The sequence below is a fragment of the Streptomyces olivochromogenes genome (genome assembly GCF_001514115.1).
GTDB classification, from domain to species: Bacteria; Actinomycetota; Actinomycetes; order Streptomycetales; family Streptomycetaceae; genus Streptomyces; species Streptomyces olivochromogenes.
In genome coordinates this window covers 41,238-66,294 of the sequence record NZ_KQ948461.1, presented here as the reverse complement: position 1 = coordinate 66,294, position 25,057 = coordinate 41,238, and the positions used below count along the sequence as shown (strand labels likewise).

25 protein-coding genes are annotated in these 25,057 nt (G+C 71.7%); 10 read left to right on the top strand and 15 right to left on the bottom strand.

Features of this window, described 5'->3' with window-relative positions; translation table 11 throughout:
• Positions 1 to 31: 31 nt before the first annotated feature.
• From AQJ27_RS27855 to AQJ27_RS27845, 3 genes are read left to right on the top strand one after another with little or no spacing between them, the layout of a single operon-like run.
• Complete coding sequence (locus tag AQJ27_RS27855) at positions 32 to 463, top strand: nuclear transport factor 2 family protein (RefSeq protein WP_235613873.1); 432 nt, start codon at positions 32 to 34, stop codon at positions 461 to 463.
• Positions 460 to 1,560 (top strand): acyl-CoA dehydrogenase family protein, encoded by a 1,101-nt coding sequence (locus AQJ27_RS27850; protein WP_067374623.1) that lies wholly within the window; start codon positions 460 to 462, stop codon positions 1,558 to 1,560. The genes AQJ27_RS27855 and AQJ27_RS27850 overlap by 4 nt, the downstream gene beginning before the upstream one ends.
• A gap of 6 nt (positions 1,561 to 1,566) precedes the next feature.
• Positions 1,567 to 2,349 carry an acyl-CoA dehydrogenase family protein gene (locus AQJ27_RS27845; RefSeq protein WP_067374622.1) on the top strand — a complete coding sequence of 261 codons (783 nt, stop codon included), beginning with the start codon at positions 1,567 to 1,569 and terminating at the stop codon, positions 2,347 to 2,349.
• 104 nt (positions 2,350 to 2,453) lie between these two features.
• On the opposite strand, the gene AQJ27_RS27840 is transcribed toward AQJ27_RS27845, so the two are convergent.
• The gene (locus AQJ27_RS27840; protein WP_067374619.1) at positions 2,454 to 3,260 is read right to left on the bottom strand and encodes an enoyl-CoA hydratase; all 807 of its coding nucleotides are present in this window, start codon (positions 3,258 to 3,260) and stop codon (positions 2,454 to 2,456) included.
• Between the two features lie 101 nt (positions 3,261 to 3,361).
• Here AQJ27_RS27840 and AQJ27_RS27835 point away from each other — a divergent pair, with 101 nt between their 5' ends.
• Both AQJ27_RS27835 and AQJ27_RS27830 read left to right on the top strand, forming a co-directional pair.
• Positions 3,362 to 4,366, top strand: coding sequence for a TIGR03617 family F420-dependent LLM class oxidoreductase (locus tag AQJ27_RS27835; protein WP_067374616.1), 1,005 nt, complete (start codon positions 3,362 to 3,364; stop codon positions 4,364 to 4,366).
• Between the two features lie 85 nt (positions 4,367 to 4,451).
• On the top strand, positions 4,452 to 5,264 hold the full coding sequence (locus AQJ27_RS27830; protein WP_067374614.1) for an acyl-CoA thioesterase: 813 nt from the start codon (positions 4,452 to 4,454) through the stop codon (positions 5,262 to 5,264).
• A 28-nt stretch (positions 5,265 to 5,292) separates the two neighbouring features.
• Here the strand turns inward: AQJ27_RS27830 and AQJ27_RS27825 are convergent, their stop codons facing one another.
• Complete coding sequence (locus tag AQJ27_RS27825) at positions 5,293 to 6,444, bottom strand: thiolase family protein (RefSeq protein WP_067374611.1); 1,152 nt, start codon at positions 6,442 to 6,444, stop codon at positions 5,293 to 5,295.
• Positions 6,437 to 7,864: a class I adenylate-forming enzyme family protein gene (locus AQJ27_RS27820; RefSeq protein WP_067374609.1), complete on the bottom strand. Its 1,428-nt coding sequence runs from the start codon at positions 7,862 to 7,864 to the stop codon at positions 6,437 to 6,439. Before AQJ27_RS27820 ends, AQJ27_RS27825 begins: the two co-directional genes overlap by 8 nt.
• A gap of 54 nt (positions 7,865 to 7,918) precedes the next feature.
• Here AQJ27_RS27820 and AQJ27_RS27815 point away from each other — a divergent pair, with 54 nt between their 5' ends.
• The gene (locus tag AQJ27_RS27815) at positions 7,919 to 8,680 is read left to right on the top strand and encodes an SDR family NAD(P)-dependent oxidoreductase (RefSeq protein ID WP_067374603.1); all 762 of its coding nucleotides are present in this window, start codon (positions 7,919 to 7,921) and stop codon (positions 8,678 to 8,680) included.
• Positions 8,681 to 8,718: 38 nt separating this feature from the next.
• The gene (locus tag AQJ27_RS27810; RefSeq protein ID WP_244313875.1) at positions 8,719 to 9,441 is read left to right on the top strand and encodes an SDR family NAD(P)-dependent oxidoreductase; all 723 of its coding nucleotides are present in this window, start codon (positions 8,719 to 8,721) and stop codon (positions 9,439 to 9,441) included.
• Positions 9,442 to 9,509: 68 nt separating this feature from the next.
• Here the strand turns inward: AQJ27_RS27810 and AQJ27_RS27805 are convergent, their stop codons facing one another.
• From AQJ27_RS27805 to AQJ27_RS27775, 7 genes are all read right to left on the bottom strand, one after another.
• Positions 9,510 to 10,577, bottom strand: coding sequence for a CaiB/BaiF CoA transferase family protein (locus AQJ27_RS27805; RefSeq protein ID WP_067374600.1), 1,068 nt, complete (start codon positions 10,575 to 10,577; stop codon positions 9,510 to 9,512).
• A complete protein-coding gene (locus AQJ27_RS27800; RefSeq protein WP_268814624.1) occupies positions 10,574 to 11,515 on the bottom strand; it encodes a TIGR03564 family F420-dependent LLM class oxidoreductase in 942 nt (313 codons plus the stop codon). The genes AQJ27_RS27805 and AQJ27_RS27800 overlap by 4 nt, the downstream gene beginning before the upstream one ends.
• A 126-nt stretch (positions 11,516 to 11,641) precedes the next feature.
• Entirely contained in the window at positions 11,642 to 12,055 is a 414-nt protein-coding gene (locus AQJ27_RS27795; protein ID WP_067374594.1) for a cobalamin B12-binding domain-containing protein, read from the bottom strand.
• Positions 12,055 to 13,683 (bottom strand): methylmalonyl-CoA mutase family protein, encoded by a 1,629-nt coding sequence (locus tag AQJ27_RS27790; RefSeq protein ID WP_235613875.1) that lies wholly within the window; start codon positions 13,681 to 13,683, stop codon positions 12,055 to 12,057. Before AQJ27_RS27790 ends, AQJ27_RS27795 begins: the two co-directional genes overlap by 1 nt.
• Positions 13,680 to 15,107, bottom strand: coding sequence for a FadD3 family acyl-CoA ligase (locus AQJ27_RS27785; RefSeq protein WP_067374588.1), 1,428 nt, complete (start codon positions 15,105 to 15,107; stop codon positions 13,680 to 13,682). The genes AQJ27_RS27790 and AQJ27_RS27785 overlap by 4 nt, the downstream gene beginning before the upstream one ends.
• Positions 15,104 to 16,282, bottom strand: a complete 1,179-nt coding sequence (locus AQJ27_RS27780; RefSeq protein ID WP_067374585.1) for an amidohydrolase family protein — start codon at positions 16,280 to 16,282, stop codon at positions 15,104 to 15,106. Before AQJ27_RS27780 ends, AQJ27_RS27785 begins: the two co-directional genes overlap by 4 nt.
• A gap of 35 nt (positions 16,283 to 16,317) precedes the next feature.
• Positions 16,318 to 17,868, bottom strand: a complete 1,551-nt coding sequence (locus AQJ27_RS27775; protein WP_201264464.1) for an AMP-binding protein — start codon at positions 17,866 to 17,868, stop codon at positions 16,318 to 16,320.
• 64 nt (positions 17,869 to 17,932) lie between these two features.
• On the opposite strand from AQJ27_RS27775, the gene AQJ27_RS27770 reads away from it, so the two are divergent.
• The 3 genes from AQJ27_RS27770 to AQJ27_RS27760 all read left to right on the top strand — a co-directional run bounded on the left by AQJ27_RS27770 (position 17,933) and on the right by AQJ27_RS27760 (position 20,487).
• A complete protein-coding gene (locus AQJ27_RS27770; protein ID WP_067374583.1) occupies positions 17,933 to 18,940 on the top strand; it encodes a ferredoxin--NADP reductase in 1,008 nt (335 codons plus the stop codon).
• 109 nt (positions 18,941 to 19,049) lie between these two features.
• On the top strand, positions 19,050 to 19,769 hold the full coding sequence (locus AQJ27_RS27765; protein ID WP_067374580.1) for an enoyl-CoA hydratase/isomerase family protein: 720 nt from the start codon (positions 19,050 to 19,052) through the stop codon (positions 19,767 to 19,769).
• On the top strand, positions 19,759 to 20,487 hold the full coding sequence (locus AQJ27_RS27760) for an alpha/beta hydrolase fold domain-containing protein (RefSeq protein ID WP_067374577.1): 729 nt from the start codon (positions 19,759 to 19,761) through the stop codon (positions 20,485 to 20,487). The genes AQJ27_RS27765 and AQJ27_RS27760 overlap by 11 nt, the downstream gene beginning before the upstream one ends.
• Here the strand turns inward: AQJ27_RS27760 and AQJ27_RS27755 are convergent.
• From AQJ27_RS27755 to AQJ27_RS27735, 5 genes are all read right to left on the bottom strand, one after another.
• Positions 20,441 to 21,007: a TetR/AcrR family transcriptional regulator gene (locus AQJ27_RS27755; RefSeq protein WP_067374573.1), complete on the bottom strand. Its 567-nt coding sequence runs from the start codon at positions 21,005 to 21,007 to the stop codon at positions 20,441 to 20,443. The genes AQJ27_RS27760 and AQJ27_RS27755 overlap by 47 nt on opposite strands.
• Before the next feature lie 111 nt (positions 21,008 to 21,118).
• A complete protein-coding gene (locus tag AQJ27_RS27750) occupies positions 21,119 to 21,937 on the bottom strand; it encodes an NAD(P)-dependent oxidoreductase (protein ID WP_067374570.1) in 819 nt (272 codons plus the stop codon).
• Positions 21,919 to 22,449 carry a DoxX family protein gene (locus AQJ27_RS27745; RefSeq protein ID WP_067374567.1) on the bottom strand — a complete coding sequence of 177 codons (531 nt, stop codon included), beginning with the start codon at positions 22,447 to 22,449 and terminating at the stop codon, positions 21,919 to 21,921. The genes AQJ27_RS27750 and AQJ27_RS27745 overlap by 19 nt, the downstream gene beginning before the upstream one ends.
• On the bottom strand, positions 22,446 to 23,342 hold the full coding sequence (locus tag AQJ27_RS27740) for an alpha/beta hydrolase (protein WP_067374563.1): 897 nt from the start codon (positions 23,340 to 23,342) through the stop codon (positions 22,446 to 22,448). The genes AQJ27_RS27745 and AQJ27_RS27740 overlap by 4 nt, the downstream gene beginning before the upstream one ends.
• Positions 23,339 to 25,000: a thiolase C-terminal domain-containing protein gene (locus tag AQJ27_RS27735; protein WP_067374560.1), complete on the bottom strand. Its 1,662-nt coding sequence runs from the start codon at positions 24,998 to 25,000 to the stop codon at positions 23,339 to 23,341. Before AQJ27_RS27735 ends, AQJ27_RS27740 begins: the two co-directional genes overlap by 4 nt.
• Positions 25,001 to 25,057 lie beyond the last annotated feature (57 nt).

The following is a 25,057-nucleotide window of genomic DNA, read 5'->3' as shown; positions in this document are numbered from 1 at the left end:
ATGCCATTCTCACCGAAGGGCGGAAAGGTCCTTGTCCACTGACGACCTGATGGAGATTCAGCAGCTGCTGGGCCGCTACGCGCTCCACATGACCCGGGGTGACATCGACGGGGTGCTCGCGGTCTTCACCCCCGACGGCACCTACAGCGCCTTCGGGGACACCTATGGCCTCGACGAGTTCCCCACCCTGGTCGCCGCCGCCCCCAAGGGGCTGTTCCTGGTGGGTACGGCCGTGATCGAGCTGCCCGAGAACGGGGAGACGGACGGGAACACCGCGACCGGCACCCAGCCGCTGTGCTTCATCGACCACGCCACCCACGCCATGCGGATCGGCTACTACAACGACACCTATGTGCGGACCGCCGACGGCTGGCGGCTGCGGACGCGGGCGATGACGTTCATCCGCCGCAGCGGGGCGCACGACTCGGGCCGCCCGCACGCCTTCGAACGCCCGGGCGCGTGAACGTCACGGAGTTCCGGTCGGGTCTGCGCCTCTGGCTCGACCGGAACGACCTCTCCCCGGGGCCCGATCGCTCCCTCGACGGCCAGGTCGCGCAGCTGGCCCGGGTCCGGCGCGCTCTCCACGAGGCGGACTGGATGCGGTACGGCTGGCCCGCCGAGGTGGGCGGTCTCGGCGGGCCGGCCGTGCTGCGGGCCGTGCTCGGCGAGGAGGTCGCCTCCCGGGGCCTGGCCGAGCCCGGCATCTACTCGATGATCGAGGTGCTCGCCCCGACGATGATCTCGTACGCCCGTCCGGAGCTGGCGGCAGAGATGGTCCCGCTGCTGCTCGGCGGCCGGGAGCAGTGGTGCCAGGGCTTCTCCGAACCCGGCTCGGGCAGCGACCTCGCCTCACTCACCACGCGGGCCGTCCCCCGTGGCGGGGACTGGGTGGTGACGGGCCAGAAGGTGTGGACGAGCCTCGCGCAGTACGCGGCGCGCTGTGTCCTGCTCACCCGCACCGCGCCGGGCCACGACGGGATCACCGCGTTCTTCGTCGACATGGACACCCCCGGTATCACCGTGCGGCCGCTGCGCACGATGCACGGCGTGGACGAGTTCGCCGAGGTGTTCTTCGACGACGTGGTCGTCCCCGCCGACCGGATGCTCGGCCGCCCCGTCGACGGCTGGCGACTCGCGATGGACCTGCTCCCGCACGAGCGCTCCACCTGCTTCTGGCACCGCGTCGCCCACCTCTACACCCGGCTGGACCGGCTGCTCACGGAGCTGGCCGAACCGCAGGACGCCGGGGAGGACCTGGCCCTGGGCGCCGCCTATCTGGCGCTGCACACCGTGCGCTGCCGCTCCCACGGCACGCAGCGGCGACTCGCGGCGGGCGCCCGGCTGGGCCCGGAGACCTCCGTCGACAAGGTGCTGCTGGCCGGCGCCGAGCAGCAACTCTTCGACACCGCCCGGGACCTGCTCCCCGGCGTGCTGGAGCTGACGGACGCGCCGTGGCGGGAGGAGTACCTGTACTCGCGGGCGGCGACCATCTACGGCGGCACCGCCGAGATCCAGCGCAACATCATCGCCCGTCGGCTGCTGGACCTGGGAAGGGACTGACACACGATGGATGCCGCCGAGCGGGACCTGTTCGCGCAGACGCTCCGCAAGACGATGACGGCGGCGTCGGGCCGCGCCCTCGACACGGCCCTGGCCGACCTCGGCTGGTCCGACCTGCTGACGGAAGTGCCGGACGTGGCGGTCCCGCTCACCTTCGGACTGCTCGGCGAGACCGGCGCGCACGCGCCGCTGCTCAACGACGTCCTGCTGCACGCGGCGGGACGTGCCGTCGGGGGCACGCCGCCCCTGCCGTACACGGGCGGCGCCTGGGTCGTGTGGGAGCGCACGGACGAGACGGGCGGCGCGCTGGACGGCGCGCTGCCGCTGCGGACCGTCGCGGCCGGGGATCCCGTCCCGCTCGCCGCGGGACGCCGGGCGCTCGGCTGGTGGCTCCTGGGCACCGGCCGGGCGATGCTCGCGCTCGCCCGCTCGCACGTGCTCGACCGGACCCAGTTCGGCCGTCCCCTGGCCTCCTTCCAGGCCGTACGGCACCGGCTCGCCGAGACCCTCGTCGCGCTCGACGGCGCCGAGGCGACCCTCGTGGCCGCCGCGGACGACCTCGGCTGCCTGCTCGCCAAGGCGGCGGCCGGACAGGCGGCCCTGACGGCCGCGCGGCACTGTCAGCAGGTCCTCGGCGGGATCGGCTTCACCGCCGAGCACGACCTGCACCGGCACGTCCGGCGCGCCCTCGTGCTGGACGGACTGCTGGGCAGCGCACGGGAGTTGACGCGGGAGGCCGGGGCCCTGATACGGGAGGGCCGCTCGGCTCCGCGACTCGTACAGCTGTGACGCGGACCCGCGAAGTCGCCGATCGGCTGTGACGCGGGGCCGCGCAGGGGATGCCGCGCCGGGCGAGGAAGCCCTCGTCGATCTCGACGCCACGCACCTGGACGTCAGGACCGGGCCTGCGTCCGCCCCCGCGCGGTGACGGCGGCGCGCCGGGCGGCGACCTCGCTCGTCCCCGGCCGCCAGGTCTCGGCCATGTACCCCTCGATGAGGTGCGCCTCGTCGAGGGTGGCCGCGCCCGCGATCTGGCGGTAGTGCCGCAGCAACCGGCGGACACCGCGCTGGTCGTTGTTCACGATGTCGGCGGCCAGCCTCCGGGTGAAGGGCAGCAACTCCTCGTGCGGGACGACGTGGTTGACCAGTCCGAGGCCGAGCGCCTCCTCGGCGGTCAGGAAGTTGCCGGTGAGCGACATCTCCACGGCCCGCCGGTGCCCGACGGCCTGGGCGAGGAGTACGGTCGCGCCGCCGCCCGGCATGATGCCGAGCCGGGCGTGGGTGTCGGCGAACCGGGCGCGCCGCGACGCCACCAGGAACGTGCACTGCAGGGCCACTTCGAGCCCGCCCGTCACCGCGACGCCGTTGACCGCCCCGATGACGGGCTTGCCGATCACCGGCAGGAAACGGAAGAGACCGTTGGCGTCGCGCTCCGGCCCTTGACCGGGCGCCCGGGGAACCGCGGTCGGCGGCGTCTCCCCCGCCACCTCCTTGAGGTCGACCCCGGCGCAGAACGCGGGATCCGCACCGGTCAGGATCACGGCATCGACGTCGAGGGCGTTGCCCGCGGCCGTGACCGCGTCCCACAGCGCGAAGGTGACCTCGCGGCTCAGCGCGTTGCGCGCCTCGGGCCGGTTGAGCGTCACCGTCGCGATCCGCTCCTCGACGTCGACAAGGACAACAGGCTCTCGCCCGGCCAAAGCGCCACCTCCACCCTCCACCAGAGAGAACCTCACAGCCGACGCAAGCTCACAGCCGCAAGAACCTCGTTCTCAGAATGTGCATACCTTACTATCGTCACATGAAAATCGACGGTACGGTCCGCGGGTTGTCGGACGCCGCGGAACGGGCCCGCACCCTCGAGGAGCACGGCTACGACGCCGCGTGGGCCGGAGAGGTCAATCAGGACCCCTTCCTCCCCCTGGCCGTCGCCGCCGGAGCGACCGGACGCATCACCCTGGGCACGTCCATCGCGGTGGCGCTCGCCCGCTCCCCGATGACCCTCGCCCACACCGCCGACGACCTCCAACGGCACAGCCGCGGCCGGTTCGTGCTCGGTCTCGGCTCCCAGGTGAAGGCCCATGTCGTACGCCGCTTCTCCATGCCGTGGGGCAGACCGGCCGCGCAGATGCGCGAGTACGTCCTCGCCCTGCGGTCGATCTGGTCGGCGTGGCACGACGGAACCCCCCTGGACTTCCAGGGCGAGTACTACCGCCACACCCTGATGCCCCCGGACTTCGTCCCGCCCCCGCACGACTTCGGGCCGCCGCGCGTGCTGCTCGCCGGCGTCGGCGACCTGATGACCCGGGTCGCGGGTGAGGTCGCGGACGGATTCCTCTGCCACGGCTACACCACCGCCCGATGGATCCGCGAACGGACGCTGCCCGCCCTGCGCGAGGGGCGCGCACGCGCCGGCGCGTCCCTCGACGACTTCGAGGTGCTTGGCACCCCGTTCCTCGTCACGGGCACCGACAAGGAGATCGAAACGACCCTCCCGGTACTCCGCGGCCGTATCGCCTTCTACGCCTCCACACCGGCGTACCGGGGCGTCTTCGCGCTGCATGGATGGGAGGGCGCGAGCGAGGAGCTGACCGCGCTGTCGAAGGCGGGGCGCTGGCAGGACATGGCGGGGCTGATCACGGACGAGATGGTCGACGCGTTCGCGATCGTCGCCCCCGCGGACGAGCTGCCCGGCCGGGTCGCGGAACGCTTCGGCGGGCTGCTGACCCGTCTCTCGTTCACCCCTCCGCCGAGCCTGGACCGTGAAGCCGCCATGGACCTCGTCGCGCGTCTGCGCGCCTGTTGAACCACGCGCCGAACCACGCCGCACCACAACCCCTCGTATCCCCTCGTATCCCCTCGCATCTCACCGAACCGCACCGGGAGTGCCTGTGACCGACCTCTGGAACGACCTGCTCACCTGCCTGGAGCTGCGCCCCGACCCCTCTGCACCCGAGTCCGTCACGGGCTTCGAGGGATCCAACCAACACCTCAGCTACCACCGGCTGTTCGGCGGGCAGCTGCTGGCCCAGTTCGTCCGGGCCGCCGCTCTCACCTGCCCGGACAAGACCGTCAAGTCCCTGCACGCGCAGTTCCCGCGCGAGGGCCTGACCGACGAACCCGTGCGCTACGAAGTGACGCGCCATCGCGAGGGCGGCACCTTCGCGACGCTGACGATCGTCGCCCGGCAGACGCCGGGCGTCATCGCCACCGCCTCGGTGTCCCTGCACGCCGAGGAGGCGGGACTCGACCAGCAGAGCGACTTCAAGGTCCCCTCCGTGCCCGGCGCCGAGCACGACGTCGACCTCGGCCTCATCCCCTGGACGACCCGGTCGATCACCGACCTGGAGTCCCCGAAGGCGGAGCCGCCCGAGTACGACCTGTGGATGCGCACGCCGGAGGTCGCACCCGAACTCGCCCCGGCGCTCACCGCGTACGCCACCGACCTGACGCTCATCGGCACCGCCGTGCGCCGCCTCGACGGAATCTCCCAGCGGGACTCGCGCACGGCGTTCACCTCCGCCGTCACCTCGCACAGCCTCTGGTTCCACCGGCCGCTGCGCACCGACGACTGGCTGCTGCTGCACCAGCACAGCCCGATCCTCGCCCACGGCCGCTGCTTCGGCCGGGGGGACGTCCTGACCGAGGACGGCTCTCTCGTCGCCTCGTACGCCCAGGAGGCGCTGCTCCGCTTCCGGAGCTGATCCACCGGCGCCGGGGCGCGCCGTCGGGTCAGGGAGCCGGGACCTCGATGACCGTCGCCGACCCCATACCGCCGCCCGCGCACAGTGCGGCCACCCCGATGCCACCACCGCGCCTGCGCAGTTCGTGGACGAGCGTGACCAGCATGCGGGCCCCGGTGGCGGCGACCGGGTGGCCGAGGGAGCAGCCGCTGCCGCTGAAGTTCACCGTGTCCGGGTCGAGTTCGAGCAGCCGGACCGCGGCGACGGGCACCGAGGCGAACGCCTCGTTGATCTCGAACAGGTCGACGTCGGCGATCGACAGGCCGGCGCGGGCCAGGGCCTTGGGGATCGCCTTCACCGGGGCCAGGCCCATCTCGGCGGGGTCGACGCCGACGGACGCCCAGGACCGTACGGAGGCGAGGGCCGTCAGCCCCTCGCGGGCCGCCGTCGCCCCGCTCGCGACGACCAGAGCGACCGCGGCGTCGTTCGCGCCGCCCGCGTTGCCCGCCGTGATGCTGAACCCGTCGATCTCCGGGTGCAGGGGCTTCAGCCTGGCCAGTTTCTCGGCGCTGGTGTCCCGGCGCGGGTGCTCGTCGACGGAGAACAGCCCGTGCGGGGTCTCGATCGGGACGATCTCCTCCTTGAAGCGGCCCTCGTCGATGGCCGCCACGGCGTTGCGGTGCGAGCGCAGCGCCCAGGCGTCCAGTTCGACGCGGGTGAGACCCGCCGCGACGGCGGTGTTCCAGCCCACCGTGATCGACATGTCCTTGTTGGGGGCGTCGGGGCGGTCGGGGTGGGTGGGCGACATCCAGGGTTCCCACTCGCCGTTGACCCGGAAGAGCGCCTTCGGGGAGGTGGAGGCCGAGTTGACGCCGCCTGCGATGACGAGTTCGTCCATCCCCGCCATCACGCTCGCGGCGGCGCTCTGGACGGCGGCCATGCCCGCGGCGCAGTGCCGGTTGTTGGCCAGCCCCGCGACCGAGGTGAGCCCCGCGGTGACCGCGGCGTGCCGGGCCAGGACGCCACCGCCGTAGAGGCCCTCGCCGAGGATCACGTCGTCGATGAGGGCCGGGTCGAGGCCTTCGGCCGCCGCGGTGACGATGTGGTGGGCCAGGTCGAACGCGGTCGTGTCGCGCAGGGTGCCCCTGCCGGCGGTGCCGATGGGGGTGCGCAGGGCGGACGCGATGACGGCTTCAGGCATGGGTGGTCTCCAACTCGGCCAGGAGGGTGCGGCGCAGCAGTTTTCCGGTCTCGGTCTTGGGGAGTTCGGCGCGGAACACGATGGCGTCCGGCGTCTTGGACGAGCGGAGCCGGTCCCTGACCCACTGCCGGATCTCGGCCGGGTCGCCCGCGCCGACGACGATGGCGACGATCCGCTGCCCCCACTCGGGGTCGGGCAGCCCGACGACGGCCGCCTCGACGATGCCGGGGTGGGCGAGGAGTACGTCCTCGATCTCGGCCGGGGCGATGTTCTCGCCGCCGCGGATGATGGTGTCGTCGGCGCGCCCCTCGATGAAGAGGTAGCCCTCGGCGTCGAGCCGCCCGCGGTCCCGGGTGGCGAACCAGCCCGCCGCGTCCAGGGCGCTGCGGCCGCCGTACTCGCCGGAGATCTGCTCGCCCCGTACGAAGACCAGCCCGCTCTCCCCCGCCGGGGCCGGCTTGTCGTCGTCCGTGCGGATCTGGATCTCGATTCCGGGCAGCGCCCGGCCCACCGAGCCGAGGCGGTCGCGTACCGCGGGGTCGTCCGACACGGACGCCTGCCAGTGGTCGTCGGGGCCGAGGACGGCGATGGAGGAGGCGGTCTCGGTCAGGCCGTAGGCGTTGACGAAGCCGGTCTGCGGGAAGATGCGCAAGGCCCGTTCCACGATGGGCCCCGGGGTGCGCGCACCGCCGTAGGCGAGGCTGCGCAACAGGGGCGTCCCGGCGTCGTCGCCGGGCACCTCGGCGACGATCCGGGCGAGCATGGTCGGCACGACGAGGGCATGGCTGATCCGCTCCCCCCGTACCGTCTCCAGCCACTGCCTCGGGTCGAAGGCCTCCAGGTACACGATCCGGCGGCCGGAGTAGAGGTTCGTCAGCAGGTTCATCAGCCCCGCGACGTGGTACGGCGGTACCGCCACCAGCGACGCGTCGCCCTCCTCGGCCGACGCGAACTCCTGGGTGTTCAGCACGTAGGCGAGCAGATGGCGGTGCCGGAGCACGGCCGCCTTGGGCTCGGCGGTCGTGCCGCTGGTGTAGAGCAGCACGGCGACGGAGTCCTGGTCCTGCGGCGGGTCCAGGAACTCCACGTCCGGGCGCTCGTCGAGGAGGGCGTCGAGGTCGGCCGGGCGCAGGACCACGGCGCCGGGATGGCGGGCCAGCAGGGCGTTCAACTGCTGCTCGCCCAGCCGGTAGTTGACCGGGACGAAGGGAACGCCCGCCAGAGCGGCTCCGAACAGGGCGACGGGATAGGCGAGTTGGTTGGCGCCGAGATGGACGACGGCCTGACGGCCCCGGAAGCGGTGGGCGGCGGCATGGGCGCGGCGCAGCAGTTCGGCGGCGGTCAGCGAACGGCCGCCCGCCGTTATCACCGCCCGATCGCCGGCCGAGGCCGCCATCTCAAGGATCATGGTGATATTCATGAGAATGCTATTCTCATATACACAGAGCCCTGCTTGCAAGAGAGGATAACCTTGATGCAGATCAGTGGGAGTTCCGCGGTCGTCGTCGGTGGGGCGGGGGGCCTGGGCGAGGCCACCGTCCGTCGCCTCCACGCGGCAGGAGCGAAGGTGGTCGTGGCCGACCTCGCCGATGAGAAGGGCAAGGCGCTCGAGGCGGAGTTGGGCGTCCGTTACGTACGCACGGACGCCACCGACGAGAACGACGTCAAGGCCGCGATGGCCGAGGCCGAGGCGGCGGGACCGCTCAGGATCTCGGTGGACGCGCACGGCGGCCCGGCCAGTGGCGGCCGGCTCGTCGGCAAGGACGGCGAACCCCTGGATCTCGCGGGCTTCCGGAAGACCATCGACTTCTACCTCACGGCCGTCTTCAACGTCATGCGCCTGGCGGCTGCGGCCATCGCACGACAGGAGGCGGTCGACGGCGACCGGGGCGTCATCGTCAACACCGCGTCGATCGCGGCGTACGAGGGGCAGATCGGGCAGATCCCGTACGCCGCCGCCAAGGGCGGGGTGGTCGGCATGACCCTCGTCGCCGCGCGCGACCTCTCGCCGCTGGGCATCCGGGTCGTCACGATCGCCCCGGGCACCTTCCTCACCCCGGCCTACGGCGCGGCGGGCGACCAACTGGAGGCCTACTGGGGGCCCAAGGTCCCGCATCCCAAGCGCATGGGCCGCTCCCCCGAGTACGCGGCTCTCGTGGAGCACATCTGCGAGAACGACTATCTCAACGGCGAGGTCATCCGCCTCGACGGCGCCCTCCGGTTCCCGCCGAAGTGAACGGCCGACCGCACGTGAGCGGCGAGTTGAAGGGAAAGGTGGCGTTCGTCGCCGGGGCGAGCCGGGGCATCGGCCGCAACATCGCCCGGGGGCTCGCGGAGGCCGGAGCCGCGGTCGCGGTCGCCGCGCGCTCCGAGGAGGAGGGCCGGATACCCGGCACGATCCACGCCGTGGCCGATCGGATCAAATCGGCGGGCGGCCGCGCCCTCGCGGTCGCGTGCGACGTGACCTCCGAGGCGTCGGTCGAGGCCGCCGTGGCCGCGACCGCCGCGGAGTTCGGCGGGATCGACATCCTGATCGCCAACGCCGGGGTCATGTGGCTCGGCCCGGTCGAGTCCACCCCGCTCAAGCGCTGGCAGCTGTGCCTGGACGTCAATCTCACCGGGGTCTTCCTCGTCACCAAGGCCGTCATCCCGCACATCAGGGCGCGCGGCGGGGGCTCGTTGGTGGCGGTGACGACCAACGGGGTCGGCATGACCGACAGGGGCGCCAACGCGTACTGGGTCTCCAAGGCGGGCGTCGAGCGCCTCTATCTCGGGCTCGCCGCCACCCTCAAGACCGACAACATCGCGGTCAACTGCCTGGCGCCGTCGCGTGTCGTCGTCACCGAGGGCTGGCAGGCCGGGGGCGGCGGACGCCAGATCCCACCGGAGATGATCGAACCCCCGGAGGCGATGGCGAACGCGGCCGTACTCCTGGCCGGCCAGGACGCGAGCGGCATCACCGGCACGGTGCAGAAGTCGGAGTCGATGCCGGGGTGAACGGAAGGGGTCCCGGGAGTCGAACTCCCGGGACCCCTTCGCGTGTCCGCTGCGAACGGCCCAACGCTCTACGGGCCGTGCTCCCCCAGGCGGGGCGGCGGTCCGTACTCGGGCTCGTACCCGGCCACCCGCACGGGCCCGCGTACCAGCCGGAACTCCCCGGCCGTCACGATCGCCTCCGGTGTCGCCGCCAGCGCCTGCGGCAACGTCCGTACGGCCGCCGCGGGCACGCCCAGGGGACGCAGCCGCGTCTCCCAGGCGGTCGCGGTGTCGGTCGCCAGGGCCTTCGTCACCACGTCGAGCACCTCCTCGCGACGCGCCGCGCGTTCGGCCATCGCAGGGAAGCCCTCGATGCCCGCCTCCGCGGCGAAGGACTTCCAGAAGCCGTCGTGGGTGATGAACAGGGCCAAGTGGCCGTCCGACGTGGGGAAGAGCTGCGCCGGTACGTAGTAGGAGTGCGCGCCCAGCGGCAGACGGCGCGGCTCGACCCCCTCGTTGAGGTAGGCGGACGCCCGGTAGTTGAGCTGGGAGAGCATCACGTCCCGCAGCGACACCTCGACCTGCCCGCCACGGCCCGAGACGATCTGCGCGAGCAGACCGAGCGCCGCGGTGAGGCCGGAGGAGTTGTCGGCCGAGGAGTAGCCGGGCAGGGTCGGCGGGCCTGCCGGGTCGCCGGTCAGCGCGGCGACGCCGGTGGCCGCCTGGACGACGTAGTCGAAGGCCGGGTCGTCGCCCGCGTCCAGGCCGAAGCCCGTGAGCGCGACGCAGACGATCCGTTCGTTCCACTTCTTCAGCGCCTCATAGGTGAGCCCGAGCCGGTGGATCGCCGACGGTTTGAGGTTGACCAGCAACGCGTGGGCGTCCGCGACGAGTTCACCGAGTCGTTCCTGACCGCTCGGCGTGGTCAGGTCGAAGCGGACACTGCGCTTGCCCCGGTTGAGGCTGGCGAAGTACGCGTCGCTCACCTGCCGGGAGATGTCCCCGCCCGGCGGCTCGATCTTGACGACCTCGGCACCGAGGTCGGCGAGCATCATCGTGGCGTACGGGCCCGCCAGCATGTGGCCGACCTCCAGGACACGGATGCCGGCCAGCGGCCCGGCGGTCGCGGGGCCGGTGGTCGCGGGGCCGGTGGTCATCGGAAGTCCGCCGCGATCCCGGCGAGCACCTCACGGGTCCGGCGCTTGGAGGCGATCAGTTCCTCGCGGCCCTCGCCGATCGGCAGCAGCCGTACCGACAGATCGGTGACCCCGGCGTCGGCGAAGCGCCGGAAGCGGGCCGCGATGGCCGTCTCGTCACCGGCCGCGCACAGGTCGCCGATGTCCCGGGCGTCGCCGTGGTCAAGGAGCCGCTGGTAATTGGGCGACACTTCCGCCTCCCCGAGGATCCGGTTGGCCCGCTCGCGCGCCGCGTCGGCCTCGGCGGGCCGGCACAGACACACCGGGATGCCCGCGACGATCCGCGGCGCCGTCCGCCCCGCGCCGTCCGCCGCCTTGGTGATACGGGGTACGACGTGGTCGGCGACCGCGCGTTCGTCGGCCATCCACAGGACGGTCCCGTCCGCCCGCTCGCCCGCGAGTGCCAGCATGACCGGGCCGAGCGCGGCGAGCAGTACCGGAAGAGGTGCCACGGGGGCGAGGTCGAGCGGGTTGTGCACGGTGAACGTGCCGTTCTCGACGTCGACCGGGCCGGGTCCGCGCAGCGCCGCGTCCAGGACCTCCAGATAGTCACGGGTGAAGGCGGCGGGCCGCTCGTAGGGCAGTCCCAGCATGTCCTGGATGATCCAGTGGTGGGAGGGCCCGAGGCCCAGGGCGAGCCGCCCGCCCGCGGCGCCCTGCGCGGACAGCGCCTGGCGCGCGAGGGCGATCGGGTGCTGTGTCTGGAGCGGTACGACCGCGGTCCCGATCTCGATCCGCTCGGTCCGCGCGCCCATCAGGGCCACGGCCGTCAACGCGTCGAAGTCCGTGGGGATCTGGGGCACCCAGGCGGTGTCGAGGCCCGCCCGCTCCGCCCAGGTCACGTCGTCGATCATCCGCGCGACCTTGCGCGCGGAGTCCCCACGCTCCGGCCCGATCATCACACCGACCCGCACAGTGCCTCCCAGTTTTCGGGGTTTCGGGGTTCCGTTGTTTTGAGGTTCCGTTGTCTCGAAGTGCCGATGTCTCGAGTGGCCGGCCCTCCCCCGTCATCCGGCAGCGGCAGGTCAGGGGGTCGCGGGCGAGGCGGGGACGACCGCCGTCAGGGCGCGCATCTGCGCCACGATGGCGTCGAGGGGTGTTCCGGTGGGGAAGACCGCCGCCGCACCCGCCGCCTTCATGCGGGGCACGTCGGCCTGGGGGATGGTGCCGCCCACGACGACGGCGATGTCCTCGGCCCCGGCGGCCCGCAGCCCCTCCACGACCCGTGCCGTCAGCGCCAGATGCGCGCCGGAGAGGATGCTGAGGCCGACCACGGCCACGTCCTCCTGGAGCGCGGTCGCCACGATGGTGTCGACACGCTGGCGGATGCCGGTGAAGACCACCTCGAACCCGGCGTCGCGCAGTGTCCGCGCGACGATCTTGGCCCCGCGGTCGTGGCCGTCCAGACCGGGTTTGGCGATGAGCACACGGAACGACATCAGAACACCACCGGTTGCCGGAACTCGCCCCAGACCGCCTTGAGGGCGGCGACCATCTCGCCGACCGTGCAGTAGGCCTTGGCGCAGTCGATGAGCAGGGGCATGAGGTTGTCGGTGCCCTCGGCGCCGCGGGCGAGGGCGGCGAGGCGGTCCCGTACGGCCGCGGCGTCGCGGGTGGCCTTGACGTCGGCGAGCCGCTTCAACTGCCGGTCGCGGCCTTCCCCGTCGAGCTCGTACGTCTCCAGCCGGGGCGGCGGCTCGGGCGTGGCGAAGCGGTTGACGCCGACGACCGGCCGGGTACCCGCCTCGACGTCCTGGTGGAGGCGGTAGGCCTCGTCGGCGATGAGGCCCTGGAGGTAGCCGTCCTCGATCGCCCGGACCATGCCCCCGTGGTGTTCCAGGTCCGCCATGATCTCGGCGATGCGTTCCTCGGTGGCGTCCGTGAGGGCTTCCACGAAGTACGAGCCGCCGAGCGGGTCCGCGACCCGGGCGACGCCGGTCTCGTGGGCGAGGATCTGCTGGGTGCGCAGGGCGAGCGTCGCCGACTCCTCGCTGGGCAGCGCGAACGGCTCGTCCCAGGCTGCCGTGAACATCGACTGCACGCCGCCCAGCACCGAGGCCATCGCCTCGTACGCCACCCGGACCGTGTTGTTCTGGGCCTGTGGCGCGTACAGGGAGGCCCCGCCGGCCACACAGCCGAAGCGGAACATCGACGCCTTGTCGGTGCTCGCGCCGTACCGCTCGCGGACGATCGTCGCCCAACGTCTGCGGCCCGCACGGTACTTGGCGATCTCCTCGAAGAAGTCGCCGTGGGTGTAGAAGAAGAAGGAGATCTGCGGGGCGAACCGGTCGATCGTCATCCGGCCGCGCGCCAGCACCGTGTCGCAGTAGGTGACGCCGTCGGCGAGCGTGAACGCCATCTCCTGCACGGCGTTGGCGCCGGCGTCGCGGAAGTGCGCGCCGGCCACCGAGATCGCGTTGAACCGCGGCACCTCGGCCGCGCAGAACTCGATGGTGTCGGCGATCAGCCGCAGCGACGGCTCGGGCGGCCAGATCCAGGTGCCCCGGGAGGCGTACTCCTTGAGGATGTCGTTCTGGATCGTCCCGGTGAGCTTCGCCCGGGGTACTCCGCGGCGCTCGGCGGCGGCCACGTAGAACGCCAGCAGGATCGCCGCCGTGCCGTTGATGGTGAAGCTGGTGCTGATCCGGTCGAGGGGGATGTCCTCGAAGAGCACCTCGGCGTCGGCGAGCGTGTCGAGGGCGACGCCGACCCGGCCCACCTCCTCGCTCACCTCCGGATCGTCGGAGTCGTAGCCGCACTGGGTGGGCAGGTCGAGCGCCACGGACAGTCCGGTGCCGCCCTGTTCGAGGAGGTAGCGGTAGCGCCGGTTGGACTCCTCGGCGGTGCCGAAGCCGGAGTACTGACGCAGCGTCCACAGCCGCCCCCGGTAGCCGGAGGAGTAGTTGCCGCGGGTGAAGGGGAAGCGTCCCGGCGCGGGCGGCTCGACGGGCCGGTCCGCGGGCCCGTAGACCGCCTTGAGGGGAATCCCGGAGGCCGTGTGGGAGAAGTCGTCCTCCTCCGGCGGCTTCACGGGACTCTTCTCCGGCGGCTTCGCTTCAGACGTCATCGCAATTGGTCCTTCATCACCTTGCCGGTGGCGTTCAGCGGCAGCTCTTCGAGAAACTCCACATACCTGGGCACCTTGAACCCGGCCATCCGCTCCCGGCTCCAGGCGATCAGCTCGCCTGCCGCGAGGGCCCCGCGAGGGACCACGAAGGCCTTGCCCACCTGGCCGAGCCGCTCGTCCGGTACGCCGATCACGGCGGCCTGGGCGACGGCCGGATGCTCCATCAGGAAGCCCTCGATCTCGGCCGGGTAGGCGTTGAAGCCGCCCACGATGAACATGTCCTTCTTGCGGCCGACGATCCGCAGCCGGCCCCGGTCGTCGAGCGTCCCGAGGTCCCCGGTGTGCAGCCAGCCGTCCGGGTCGATCGCCTCGGCGGTCGCGGCCGGGTCGTCGAGGTAACCGCGCATGACGCTGTACCCGCGCACCAGGACCTCTCCGTCGTCCGCGATCCTGATCTCGACGCCGTCGCAGGGGGTTCCGACGGTCGTCGCGATGTCCTCGAAGGAGTCGCCGGGCCGCGAGGCCGTGGCCGTGCCCGCCTCGGTCAGGCCGTAGCCCGTCATGACGGTGCGGAAGGGCAGGTCGCTGACGATCCTGCGGACGAGGTCGACCGGGATGTCGGCGGCTCCCGTGACGGCCACCCGCAGCGAGGACAGGTCGTGGCCGCCCTGTGCGGCCAGCAACGAGTGGTAGAGGGTGGGCGGGCCCGGCAGGACCGTCACCTTCTCGCGCTCGACCAGTTCGAGGACCCGGTCCACGTCGAAGACCGGCACCGGGAGGATGGTCGCGCCCCGGATCAGGGACGTGATGCAGCCCGCCTTGTAGCCGAAGATGTGGAAGAAGGGGTTGACGATCAGATAGCGGTCGCCCTCCCTGAGGTCCGCCAGGTCGCACCACTCCGCGTACAGCCGGAGTGTCTGGGCGTGTGTCATCAGCACGCCCTTGGGCCGCCCGGTGGTCCCCGAGGTGAACACGATGTCGCACACGTCGTCGCCGCTCACCTCGGCCTCGTAGGGCGAACCGCTCGCGAGGAAGTCCGACTTGATGTCGATCACGGGCACGCCGGACGGCACCTCGAAGTCCAGACCGAGGAAGCCCTTCTCGACGAGGACGACCTTGGCTCCGCTGCGGCGGATGATGTCGCCCGCCTCGTCCGCCTTGAACCGGGTGTTGACCGGGACCAGGACGCCGCCGGCGGTCAGCAGCCCGAAGGCCGCGATGATCCACTCGGCGGAGTTGGGCGCCCAGACGGCCGCCCGGTCGCCCCTGCCGACACCGGCCGCCGCGAACGCCCCCGCGGCCCTGCGCACGCGATCGGCCAACTCCCTGAAGGTGAGCCGGAGTCGACCGTCCACGACCGCTTCGGCGTCACCGAAGCGGTCGGCCGCGCTCAGCACCATCCGCGGGATGGTCTCCCCGTTCATACGCCGATCAACCGGGCCAGGTTGCCGCCCATGATCTTGGCCTGGTCGGCCTCCTTCATGCCCTGGATCGCGTCGACGTAGGTGACCGGGTCGGCCAGGCCCTCGGGGTGGGGGTAGTCGGAGCCGAACAGCACCCGCTCGACGCCGATGATCCCGGCCAGCTCGGCCATGTCCTCCTCCCAGAACGGGCTGATGTGGATCCGGTTCTTGACCTCTTCGACCGGGTCGCCCAGGAAGCCCTGCGGCTGCTTCTTGTAGACGTCGGCCAGTTGGTCGAGGAGCGGCACCAGCCAGGAGGATCCGTTCTCGATGACCGAGACCTTGAGCTCGGGGAAGCGGAACAGCGCCCCGTGGCAGACCCAGGAGGCCACGGAGTCGGTGACCGGCCGCCATTCGCCCAGCATCCGGAAGGTCTGCGCCTGGAACGGCGTCATCTCCTGGCTCTTGCCCTCCCAGTCGCTGGAGTACCGGGAGTAGCCGCTGTCGGAGGAGTGCATCGACACCAGTACCCCCGCCTCCTCGACCCGCTTCCAGAAGGGGTCGAACTCCGGCAGCGCGAAGGACCGCGAGCCGCCGAACCCGGGGACCGGGGCGGGCCGGACGAGGATCGAGCGCGCTCCGCGCTCCAGGCACCACTCCAGCTCGGCGATCGCCTTGTCCAGGATCGGCAGGCTGATCACCGGCGTGGTGAAGATCCGGTCCTTGTAGTTGAACTTCCAGGTGTCGTACAGCCACTCGTTGAGCGAGTGGACGACCGCGTGGATGAGCTCCGGGTCGTCCCGCATCCGCTCCTCGATCAGGCTGGCCAGAGTCGGGAAGTTCAGCGCCTGCTGGATCCCCATCTCGTCCATGAGCTCCAGACGCGGACCCGGCTCACGGAACGCGGGAATGGACTTCATCGGCTCGCCGAACAGCTCGCGGTGCGACTTGCCCTCCGGATTGCCCTCCCGGAAGTACTGCTCCCACGCCCCCGGCCGGGCGACCACCGAGAACGTGGGGTTGGGGATGTAGTCGCTGATCTGACCGCGGATCGCGATCTTCGTACGACCCTTCACCTGCACGTACTGGATGGCGCCCTCGTACTGCTTCGGCAGGTACCGGGTGAGGGCGTCCTCCGTCTCGTACAGGTGGTTGTCGGCGTCGAACAACGGATAGGGCAACACGCGCGACGGCATGAGATCCTCCTTCGCTGATTACGAGAATCCTATTCTCAACTTGCTCGGGCGGCAATGTCCCGACGGAGAACGAACTTCTGCACCTTGCCGCTCGCCGTCCGCGGGAACTCCGGCACGACGTGCAGTTCCTCCGGCCACTTCTGCCGGGCCAGGCCCGCCCCTTCGAGGTGGGCGCGCAAGTCGTCGAGCGTGGGCGCGGGGTGACCGGGCCTCAGCCGCAGGACCGCCGCCGCGTGCTCGCCGAGGCGGGCGTCGGGGGCGGCCACCACGGCGGCCTCGGCCACGGCCGGCAGGGCGAGCAGCGCCTCCTCGACCTCCAGGGCGCCGATGTTCTCGCCGCCGCGGATGATGATGTCCGCCTTGCGGTCGGTGATGGTGAGGTAGCCGTCCTCGTCGATCACCCCGATGTCACCGGTGCGGTACCAGCCCTCACGGTCGAAGGCGCGCTCGGTCAGGGCCGGATCGGTGTACCCGAGGCACAGATCGGGTCCGCGGCTAAGGATTTCACCGTCCTGCGCCAACCGGATCTCCGTGCCGGGCAGGGCGTCGCCGTCCGTATGGAGTCGCTTGGCCTCGGGAGCGGTGTACCGGGAGCCGGTGATCGAGGGGTGTTCCGTGCTGCCGTACGAGCGGAAGACGGTCATGCCGAGTTCCGTGAGCCGGGTGGTGACCGCGACCGGGACGGCAGCCCCGCCGAGACCCGCGTACTTCATGGCGGCCAGATGCCGGGGGGTGAAGTCGGGATGGTCGAGCAGGCTCGTCATGAAGTACGCCGCCCCGCCACCCACGGTGAGCCCGTCGCTCTCCATCAACTCCAGCACCCGCCCGGGATCCCACACGTCGGCGAGGTTCACCGGTGAGCCGTCGAGGACGGGGATCAGGAAGGAGTTCACCATCCCGATGAAGTGCCCGACAGGAGCCGCGGTGAGCTGGCGGCCGCGGTCGGGCGGGTAGAGCCCGGCGAGCTGGCGCGTCTCGAAGCCCAGTGTCTGATGGGAGTGGACGACACCCTTGGGATCACGGGTGGTCCCGGAGGTGAACGCGACCAGCGCGGGCGCGGCCGGGTCCGTCGCGAGGACACCGGGCAGCGGCTCGTCGGCGAGCAGGTCGTCGAAGTCCCGCCCCACGACGCCGACCACGGGCACCGCGGCGCTCAGGTCCGGCTGGTGTTCCATCCGGCCGAAGCGCTCGGCCGTGACGAAGACGCGCGGCGCGACGGCGTCGAGGATGTAGCCGACCTCCTTGCGCCCGTAGAAGTGGACGATGGGCACCACGACCGCCCCGAGGAAGGCCGAGGCCCAGAACACCGCGGCGGCTTCCATCCAGTTGGGCAGTTGGAAGGCGATGACGTCACCGGGGCCGACCCCCCGGGCGCGCAGCCCCGCGGCGAGCCTGCGGGCCGTCCGTTCGACGTCGGCGAAGGTCCCTTCCCAGGGCCGGACGGCCGAGTGCACGCGGAACTCGACATCGGGGGCGGCGTCGAGGCCGTACGCCAGCAGGTCCCCGATCGTCTCCCGAGTCCACCAGCCCTCCGCTTCATACCGTTCGATCAGCTCGGCGGGCATCGTTCGCATGGCGGTCCGCATGGCGAGAGCTCCCTCCTCGGCGCGAGAATTGCACTCTCGCAGAGGGAGAAGCTAAATTCCACACATGGTACGAGACCACGGCTTCCACCCGGTCCGGATCAAGCGGATCGTCCAGGAGACAGCCGACACGCGCACATACGTGCTCGACGCCCCGTTCCCCTACCGGGCCGGACAGTTCCTGACGGTCAGGGCCTGTGGCGCCCTGCGCAGTTACTCGATGTCGAGTTCCCCGGAGACCGACGACGAGTTGATGACGACGGTGAAGCGCGTGCCGGGAGGCCTGGTGTCGAACTGGATGCACGAACATCTCGCACCCGGCGACGTCATAGAGACCACGGCACCCGCCGGGGTGTTCTGTCTGCGGGAGACCGACGAGCCCCTGGTGGCCTACTGCGGGGGCAGCGGCATCACGCCGGTCCTGTCGCTCGTCAAGACCGCGCTGGCGACGACGAACCGGCACGTCCGCGTCCTGTCGGCCAACCGGGACGCCGACTCGATCATCTTCGGGTCCGCGCTGGCCGAACTGGCCGAGCGGCACCCGGACCGGTTCGAGATCCGCCACCACCTGGACGACCAGGGGGGTTTCATCACCGATCTCCTGGTGCGCGAGTTCGCCGGCGTCGATGTGGACGCGGACTTCTATCTCTGCGGCCCCGCGCCCTTCATGGACCTGGCGGAGCGCGCCCTGCTCGTGCACGGCGTCGAGGCCGATCAGATCTTCGCCGAACGCTTCACCCCGGCGGCCGAGGAGACTCCCGGCAACCCGGGAAGCGGGAGCGCGGCCCCGGCGGAGAAGGAGGGCACGGTCAGCATCGTCCTCGCCGGCAAGCGGCGCTCGGTGCCGCGGCACTCCGGCGAGACCCTGCTGGAGAGCGCGCGCCGGGCCGGTCTCATGCCGCCCTTCTCCTGCGAGTCGGGCAACTGCGGCACCTGCATCGCCCAGGTCACCGAGGGCGAGGCCAAGATGCGGGTCAACAACGCGCTCGACGACGACGAGGTCACCGAGGGCTGGGTGCTGACCTGTCAGGGCGAGCCGGTGACCCCGGACATCACCGTCGTCTACGAGGACTGACGCGCGCCGCGCGGCCAGAAGGGGGCAGCGTCGGTCTGGACCGCCATCTCTCGCAAGAATACGATATTCACTTAACGAGAATAACACTCTCACCCATGGAGAAGCCTGCATGGTTGATCTTGAGTTGGACCAAGGGCTCGCGGTCATCACCATCGACCGTCCGCACGCCCGCAACGCCATCGCGCCGACCACCATGGACCAGTTGGACAAGGCCCTCGACGCGGCCGCGGACGCCCTGGCCCTGGTGGTCAGGGGCGCGGGCGACCGGGCCTTCGTCTCGGGCGGCGACCTGAAGGAACTGGCCGCGATCCGCACCGAGGACGAGGCGACGGCCATGGCCCTGCGGATGCGCGGGATCTGCGACCGGCTCGCGCGCTTCCCCGGCCCGGTGATCGCCGCCCTGAACGGCCATGCCCTGGGCGGCGGCGCCGAGTTCGCCATGGCCGCCGACATCCGGGTGGCCGCCGACGACATCAGGATCGGCTTCACCCAGGTGAACCTCGCGATCATGCCCGCGTGGGGCGGTGCCGAGCGGCTCGCGGAACTGATCGGCAGGGGGCGGGCGTTGATGCTCGCCGGCTCCGGAACCGTGCTCGGCGCCGAGGAGGCCCAGCGGCTCGGGCTGATCGACCGGGTGCTGCCGCGGGCCGACTTCGACGAGGGCTGGCGCGCCCTGGCCCGCTCCCTCGCCTCCGTCCCGGCGCGGGAGATCAAGCACGTCATGAGCGGCGCCGTACCGGCGACCGAGGCGGCGCGCGCCTTCGCCCGCCTGTGGGTGGCCGACGAACACTGGCGAGCAGCGGAGAAGGTGATGTCCCGTGGCAAGTGAGGTCCAGGTGGAGACGAGCCCCGTCGGTCCGGTCGTACGGCCGCCCGGCGGCACCGAACTGGTCGTGCTCTATCTGCACGGCGACCGGCACCTCTCGTGCACCCCGGAGGCCGCGCTCGACCTGGCTAGCCGCCTCGCCCTGTGGACGGACGCCGTCGTGGTCTGCGCCCGCTACGGGGGCACCTTCCCCGACGCGCTGGACGACGTGCACGCCGCGTACGACCACTGCGAGTCCAGGGGACCGGTGGCGGTGGCCGGCGAGCGGCTGGGGGCCGGGCTCGCGGCCGCCCTGCTGGTGCGGCTGCGGGACCTCGGAGCCCCGCCGCCCCTGTGCGGGGTGCTCAACTCGGCGCTGCTCGACCTGACCCTGGACTCCCCGAGCCTGTTGCTCAACGCGGCGGCCGATCCGACCTTCGACGTCCCCGAACTGCGGCGCCGCTGCGCGCACTACGCCGCGGGCACCTCGCCGACCGATCCGCTGCTGAGCCCGCTGCACGCCAACCTCCACGGGCTGCCCCCCGTCCAACTGCTCGCGGCGGGCACCGATCCCCTGCTGGACGACTCCCTGGGGTTCGCCACCCGCGCGGCGCGCTCCGGGGTCACGGTGGACCTGCGGATCCGGCCCGACGCGCCCAGCCTGCACCCGGAGACCGTCACCGCCATGGGCGACTTCATACGGGCGTGGACCCCAGCAGCACGGACAGCACATCCCGCATGATCTCGGGGTAGTCGTCCTGCTCGCCGTCCAGGAGCCACTGCTGCTGCATGCCGTCGAGCATCGCCAGCATGGCCCGGGCCGCGGCCCGCGGGGCCAGACCGCTCGGCAGGCGCTCGCCGTACCGCTCGGTGAGCCGGGCCATCATCAGCGCCTGCATGGTCTCGTAGTGGTCGTGCAGGTACTGCTGCGCCGGGTCTCCTCCCGTGACGCCCTCGGCCAGCATCACGCTGTGGACCTGGGCCAGACAGGGGTGGGTGTGGTCGTAGGCGACCACTTCGGCGAACAGCCCCGGCCAGTCGTCCTTGTCGTCATGGCCGAGGAGGTGCTCGCGGTTGAGGTCCTCCCTGAAGCGCAAAAGCGCCATGAAGAGCTTCTTCTTGCTCGGGAAGTAGTGCAGCACGCCCTGCCGGGTCAGTCCCGCCCGCTCGGCGACCGCGTCGATCGAGGTCCCCCGGTAGCCCCGCTCCGCGAACACCCGCAGGGCCGCCTCAAGGATCTCCTCGCGCCGGGTCTCTTTCATCCGGTACCCCTCCCGCGACGGACCGTGCCGACGCAACACTACGTTTGCCGTCGCAGTCAGGGGACCCCTCGAACACGCACCGTTTGGCGCCCGGCGCCTTACGGCCGGGGCTCAGCGCTCGTGCTCGATCAGGGCGAGGGTGGTGTCAGCCGCGTCCAGCACGATGCCGGTCGAGGCCTTGGCCGCGCCGGCCAGATCGGCCACCAGCCGGACGTCCTTGCGCAGCAGCGGTCCGGCCTGGGCCGCGATGCGGTCGAGGGTCCCGCCGGCCGCCGCGATCCGGCCCAGTGCGAAGCTCGATCCACTGCCGTGGGCCATCACCTCGGCGAGTGCGGCGGGATCGACGTCGAACTCCCGGCCGAGGGCGAGGGTGCCCGCCGCGGTGGCGAGATTCGCCGTGAACAGCACGTTGTTGAGGAGTTTGGTGAGCTGCCCGGAGCCCAACGGGCCCATGTGGACCACGGGATCGCCGTACGTCTCGAACACCTTGCGGCAGAACCGGACGGTGCCGGACTCGCCCCCGACCATCACCAGCAGACGGCCCTCGGCCGCCGCCGGGCCACCGCCGCTCACCGGCGCGTCGATCAGCGTGACCCCGTGGGCGCGGGCCCGGTCGGCGAGACGGTGACAGGTGTCGGGGTGGACGGTGCTGTGCACGGCGATCACCCCTCCCTGCCGAAGCCCCGCCAGCACCCCGCGATCCCCCGCGACGACCTCCTCCACATCGGCGTCGTCGACGACACAGACGCACACGAGGTCGCTGGCGGCGGCCAGTTCGGCGGGGGACACGGCACGCTTCGCGGGCGTGTCGTCGAAGGGGGCGAGCGAGGCGGGACGGCGTGCCCACAGGGTCGTCCCGAAGCCCGCGTCGACGATCCGGCGCGCCATGGGGGCGCCCTGACTGCCCAGACCTATGAATCCGACGCGCATCGGCGGGCCTCCTGAGTCCTGGGTGCCGGGCGCCAGAACACGCCGAGCAGACCGGCCGTCGCCGCCACGGCCACCCCGAGGGCGATGCCGCCGCCGGCCCAGCCGGTCACCTCGATGTCCCCGGCATGGTCCACGGAGAGCCTGCCGGGTCCCAGTACCGCCAGGGCCAGCGAGACCACCGCGAGGACGAGGACGTACTCGTAGCCCTCCTTGAAGACGAAGAATCCGTTGGGCCGGTGCGCGAGGACGCCCGCGACCAGCATCACGGAGATGACCGCCGCGCAGGCCAGCGGGGTGAGCAGCCCGGCGATCAGCAGGGCGCCCGCGCCGACTTCGGTGACCACGCTCATCCACGCCTGAAGCTTGCCCCGCCGTAGCCCGAGCCCGGAGAACCAGCGGGCCGTGCCCTCGATCCGGCCGCCGCCCCGCCAGTGGTTGAGTCCGTGCGCGATCATCACGGTCCCCAGGACCACCCGTACCAGCAGCAGCGCTGCCACGTCCGCGTCGCTCAACTCGCCCTCCCGGGCCGCTCTCGTGCCGCGCTCGCGCGAGCCAGCACACACTCCTCGACGAACGAAAGGATCTTGAGGTGGTACGCCATCGCCGTCAGCCCGATGCTCAGGTTGTGGCCGCCGTCCGCCTGTTCGTCGACGACGACGCGCGGCGAGGCGGTGAACAGGGACGCGATGTCGGCCAGCGCCGCGGGCCCGGACCGCCACACCCGCTCGTGCTCGCCGAGGCTGTAGTGCACGGGGACGCGCACCAGGGGGGCGAGTTCGGGAAGGACCAGCGGCCAGCTCCTGGCCACGACCCCCTCGTAGGAGGGCGAGGGCGAGGCGAACCGGGCGCCGCCGACGACATCGTCCTCGTAGAGGTGCGAGGGATTCCACAGCAGGTCCCGGACGCTGCCGGCCGCCGGCCTCGGCCACGACTCGTTGTGCCGTACGCCCAGGATGTCCACCGCGTCGTCGTGGTGGTGGCGCCCTGTGCCGGCGATCTCCACGCCCAGCAGGTCGCTCCCCCGGTCGTCGGCCGCCATGCGCAGCGCCAGCTCGCAGCCGATCGAGTGCGCCAGCACGAAGACGCCCGCCCCGCGCGGACGCGAGGCGAGCAGCCGGTCCACCGCCGTGTAGGCGAGATCGACCCGCCGCTCCACCGGGGCCAGCTCCCCACCGTGCGGGGCGGAACTGCCGTATCCCGGCCGGTCGAGCGCGAGGACGGTGAACCCGAGCGCCGAACCGGTGCGCAGCAGCGACAGGTGCGGCCTGCCCGGGTAGTCGAAGTACCCCGAGTGCGCCGCCCCGCCGTGCAGCGCCAGGACGACGGCCCGGGGCCGGCGCGCCTCCTGCAGCAGCGCCGATACGGGGATGCCGTCGACGTCGACGACACGGGAGACGCCCGTCATGTGTCCGCCCGCAGCAGGATGACCCCGCTCGGGGTGAGACCGCCGGTGCTCGTCACGGCGACCCGCGCACCGTCCACCTGGCGCGCTCCGGCCTCGCCGCGCACCTGTGTGACGGCCTCGTGGACGAGCCCCAGGCCGTGGGTGCGGCCGTGCGAGAGCTGGCCGCCGTGGGTGTTCAGCGGGAGCAGTCCGTCCCTGGCGATGTTCTTGCCTCCGTCGAGGAAGTCCTTGGCCTCACCGATGCCGCAGAAGCCGAGCCCCTCGATCCAGGAGAGGCAGTTGAAGGTGAAGCCGTCGTAGAGCTGGGCCACGTCGACGTCCGAGGGACGCAGTGACGTGCGCGTCCACAGGTGGGCGGACTGGCCGAGCACCTGCGGTTCATGGGTGAGGGAACTCTGGTCCCATTCGAGCCGCTCCATGATCTGGGTGCCGACGGCCTCCACCAGGACGGGTGGCCTGGCGAGGTCGCGAGCGGCGTCCACGGCCGACACGATGACGGCCACCGATCCGTCGCAGGGCACGTCGCAGTCGTACAGCCCGAAGGGGGTGGTGACCGTCCTGGCCGACAGGTAGTCGTCCATGGTCATCGGATCGCGGTAGATCGCGGTCGGGTTGAGCGCGGCGTTCGCGCGCTGGTTGAGCGCGATCCAGCCGAGCGTCTCGCGCGAGGTGCCGTAACGGTGGAAGTGCCGCTGGGCGTTCTGGGCCAGGGTGTGGGCCGCCGAGACCGCCCCGAAGGGCTTCTGCCAGCCCGTGACCCTGCGACCGGCCTCCTGGGTGATCCGGCCGCGCCGGATCAGCTCGCCGTAGGAGGCCTCCCAGACCGTACGGAAGCACAGCACATGCCGGGCGAGTCCCCCCGCGACGGCCAGCATCGCGGCGATGAGCGAGCCGCCGGGACCGAAGGTCTCGGCGCCGCCGTTGTACCAGGTGGGCCTGATGCCGAGGGCGTCCTCCAGCGCGGTGACGCCGCCCTCGGCGAAGCCGCCGTAGGCGCCGGCGCCCGGGTAGGTGGCCAGGCCGTCGATGTCGTCGAGGGTCAGACCCGCGTCCGCGACGGCGCGTTCGCAGGCCCGCACGGTCAGCGACAGCGGAGGGACCATCAGCCGGCGCCCGATCTCCGACATCCCGATGCCGCTGATCGCGACCTTGTCCTCGAACTTCTCGGGCGTGGCCATGGGGCGTACGTGGCGCCGCATGTGCTCGGGTTCCACCTCGTCCGAGGGCGGCGGAGCCGGGGGGCCCTGCTCGGCCGCGGGGCGGAAGAGCGGCAGCCATACGTCCTCGACCTGTGCGAAGACGACCTCCAGCCGCATGCCCAGTTCGAGTTCGTCCGGGTCGCATTCGACGAGGTTGGTGGTGAGCCGGACCCGGGTGTCCTCCTCGACGGCGACCTGCGCCACCACGTAGGGCGCAGGCATGCCGGGCGCGCTGAACCGGTGGTTGACGGTGAAGCCGATCAGCGTCGCGTACCCGGAGACGGCCCGCACCCCGGTCTCGTGGCCCCGGCAGTAGCGGCAGACGGGCTGGGGCGGATGCAGCAGGGCCGAGCACGACTCACACTCCGTCAGGCGCAACCGGCCGTCCGCTCCGGAGGTCCAGAAGAACTCGTTCTCCTCTGTGATCACCGGCAGCGGACGTCCCGTGGGTCCGGCCACATCGTCTCCTCACCGTGCCACCGCTCGGGTGGCACACGTACTCCTGACGGGCCGCCG